We start from the raw sequence: 2,846 nt of genomic DNA, 5'->3' as shown, positions 1-2,846 counted from the left end.
GGCGGCCGCCTCCTCCGCGGCGCGGACGGCCTCCTGCTCGCGCTCCTCCGCCTCGGCGACGGCCCGGGCCGCCTCCTCAGCTGCGACGCGGGCCTCATCCGCGGCGGCGGTCTCCTCCTCGACGACGCGGCGGGCCTCCTCAGCGGCCTCCGTGTCGACGGCGGCCTCGTCCTCGGCCGCCTTGCGGGCGGCGTCGGCCGCGCGGTACTCCTGGGCATCCTGCTGCGCGGCGTTGCCGGCGGCGATCTCGTGGCGCGCGGCGTCGAGCTGCTCCTGCGCGGCGTCCCGCTCAGCGGCGAGGCGGTCGCGCTCGACGGTGAGCTCACTGATGAGGGAGTTGTTCACCTCGATGGCGGTGCGGGCCTCGGTCTCACGCTGCAGGGCGCGGGCCTCCCGCTCCTCCGCCAGGTTGCGCAGGTGACGCAGCTCCGACTCACGGTTGGCCTGCTCCGTGCGCAGCTGGTCGAGCTCCTCGACGGCGGCGCGCTGCTTCTCGGCGGTGGTGCGCAGGTAGGTCTGGCGGTCGAGGGACCTCTCGGAGGCCTCCTCGCCGGCCAGGGTGGCCACGGCGGCGGGGGTGGCCGTGCGTCGGTAGGCGGCGCGGGAGATCTCGTCGAGGCGGGCCTGGGCCTCCTCGATCCTCTCCTGCGTCTCCGTCAGCTCGGCGCGGGCCAGGGCGACGGCCTGACGGGCCTGCTCCGCGGTGGCCTGGGCGTCGTGCAGATCGACGAGGGCCTTGTTGACCTCCTCGTGCAGTCCGCCGATCTCCAGTGCGAGCCGGTCCATCTCGGACTGGGTCCGTGTGACGTCATTGACCAGTTCCGCCGCGGACTCCGCGGTGACCGGTGATGCTGGTGTCGCGTGGGCGACGGCCGGGGTGAAGGCCGTCAGGGACGCAGCGCACAGCGCGGTGGCGAACACCGAACGCAGGCGTGCGTGAACGAGAGTGGTCGGGGCCACGTGTACTCCTCACGTACCCGCACAGGCAAGGGCGGACCCTTGACTACGAGGGTGCCGAATCGATTGATCATCGGTACAGGCACACGGGTGTCCAGACCTCGCGGCATCGATTCAGTGCCTCTTCGCGCTCGGCGTGCTTCCCCACATGCCCGTGCGATGACGATGACGACCACCTCGGTCGCGACATCTGATCCTGTCGGAGGTTTCCATCGACCCGTGAGCCGATAACGGCACCATAGAACACTCCCGGGCTCCGTGACCTAATGTTTACCAACGCCACCAGGAGTAAAGGCTGGCCACATGACCACCACGTGGGGTGTGACCTGCATAATGACGGAATGGTAACAAACGTGTGATGTTGATCACAATCTGTAACGTTTTCGGGGAAGTCGCCCCGGAAAGCGTAACGATTCCGCAACAGTTGCCGTGGTATCTATTTCCACCGTCAGGCCCGGGCCCTTGACCAGTTCAAGCGCCGGCGGGCGCCGAGGGCCGTGAACACGACGACGGCCACCAGGGCGATGGCGATGAGTGTGACCGCGGAGGCCCAGCTCACGGAGGATCCGTTGACGTCGTCGATGAAACCGAACACTCCCCCGACCACGTCCGGATTGCCCAGGAAAGGGTACTGCGCCGACTCGATGTCGGCCCGGGTGTGCAGATCACTGACGACCGCCCCGGACTCCGGCGCACGGACGATGACCGTGTCCACGTCGGTGGCCAGCAGGAGATCCTGCGCCACGTCACGCAGATCGGGCGCGTGGGGCGGGGTCTCCCCCAGCACGACGACCCCCAGGGAGCCGAAGCTGGAGGCGTCGGCGTGCGCCACGGCGTCGACAAGCCCTGGCTCCAGCTCCGCGACACGCCCGGCAGGGACCTGCGTGCCGAAGGCGACGGCGTCCTCCCCGATCTGGCGGGCGAGGTCGTCGGTGTCGATGCCGGCGGGAATCATCGTGGTGCGGCTACTTTCGCGTGGGGAACGGGGTGTCGGACACCGCTATTTCTATCCTCCCCGGGTGTGGCGGGGGTGGCGACGCGCCGCGCGGCCTGCCAAAAGCCACAAACAAGACGCCCGTACTGTTAGAATTGCATCGGTCGTTGGTGCGATTCCCTACACTTGGGGACGTACCACCGCGTTCTGCCGGTGCACGCCTGCCTTGACCGGGGTAGACGGGTGCGGGTAACGAACATTCCAGTTCAATGAAGAGGAAATGGAGCTCCCTGTGACCGAAAGCAAGAACTCCTTCAACGCCAAGCGCACCCTCGAGGTCGGCGAGAAGTCCTATGACTACTACGCCCTCGACGCCGTGCCGGGCATGGAGAAGCTGCCGTACTCCCTGAAGGTTCTCGGCGAGAACCTTCTGCGTACCGAGGACGGCGCAAACATCACCACCGAGCACATCGAGGCAATCGCCAACTGGGATCCGAAGGCTGAGCCCTCCATCGAGATCCAGTTCACCCCGGCACGTGTCCTCATGCAGGACTTCACCGGTGTCGCCTGTGCAGTCGACCTGGCCACCATGCGCGAGGCCGTCAAGACCCTGGGCGGCGACCCGGATGACGTCAACCCGCTGAACCCGGCTGAGATGGTCATCGACCACTCCGTCATCGTCGAGGCCTTCGGTACCTCCGCCGCTCTCGAGAAGAACGTCGAGATCGAGTACCAGCGCAACGAGGAGCGTTACCAGTTCCTCCGCTGGGGTGCCGAGAACTTCTCCAACTTCCGCGTCGTTCCCCCGGGAACCGGCATCGTCCACCAGGTCAACATCGAGTACCTGTCCCGCGTCGTCTTCGACAACGAGGGCCTCGCGTACCCGGACACCTGCATCGGCACCGACTCCCACACCACCATGGAGAACGGCCTGGGCATCCTGGGCTGGGGCGTC

2 protein-coding genes and 1 pseudogene are annotated in these 2,846 nt (G+C 67.3%); 1 reads left to right on the top strand and 2 read right to left on the bottom strand.

Annotation, left to right across the window (positions count from 1 at the left end):
• Positions 1 to 960, bottom strand: a pseudogene (locus GXZ33_RS12540) (NlpC/P60 family protein); the annotation flags it as partial.
• A 445-nt stretch (positions 961 to 1,405) separates the two neighbouring features.
• A complete protein-coding gene (locus GXZ33_RS12535) occupies positions 1,406 to 1,912 on the bottom strand; it encodes a DUF6676 family protein (RefSeq protein ID WP_291341589.1) in 507 nt (168 codons plus the stop codon).
• Between the two features lie 271 nt (positions 1,913 to 2,183).
• On the opposite strand from GXZ33_RS12535, the gene GXZ33_RS12530 reads away from it, so the two are divergent.
• A partial coding sequence (locus GXZ33_RS12530) for an aconitase family protein (protein WP_291341587.1) occupies positions 2,184 to 2,846 on the top strand: 663 nt, incomplete at its 3' end.

Origin of the sequence: Corynebacterium sp. (assembly GCF_012838985.1) — a bacterium.
Classification (GTDB): Bacteria; Actinomycetota; Actinomycetes; order Mycobacteriales; family Mycobacteriaceae; genus Corynebacterium.
Note: the sequence above shows the minus strand (reverse complement) of the source record. Positions and strands in the feature narration are given on the sequence as shown.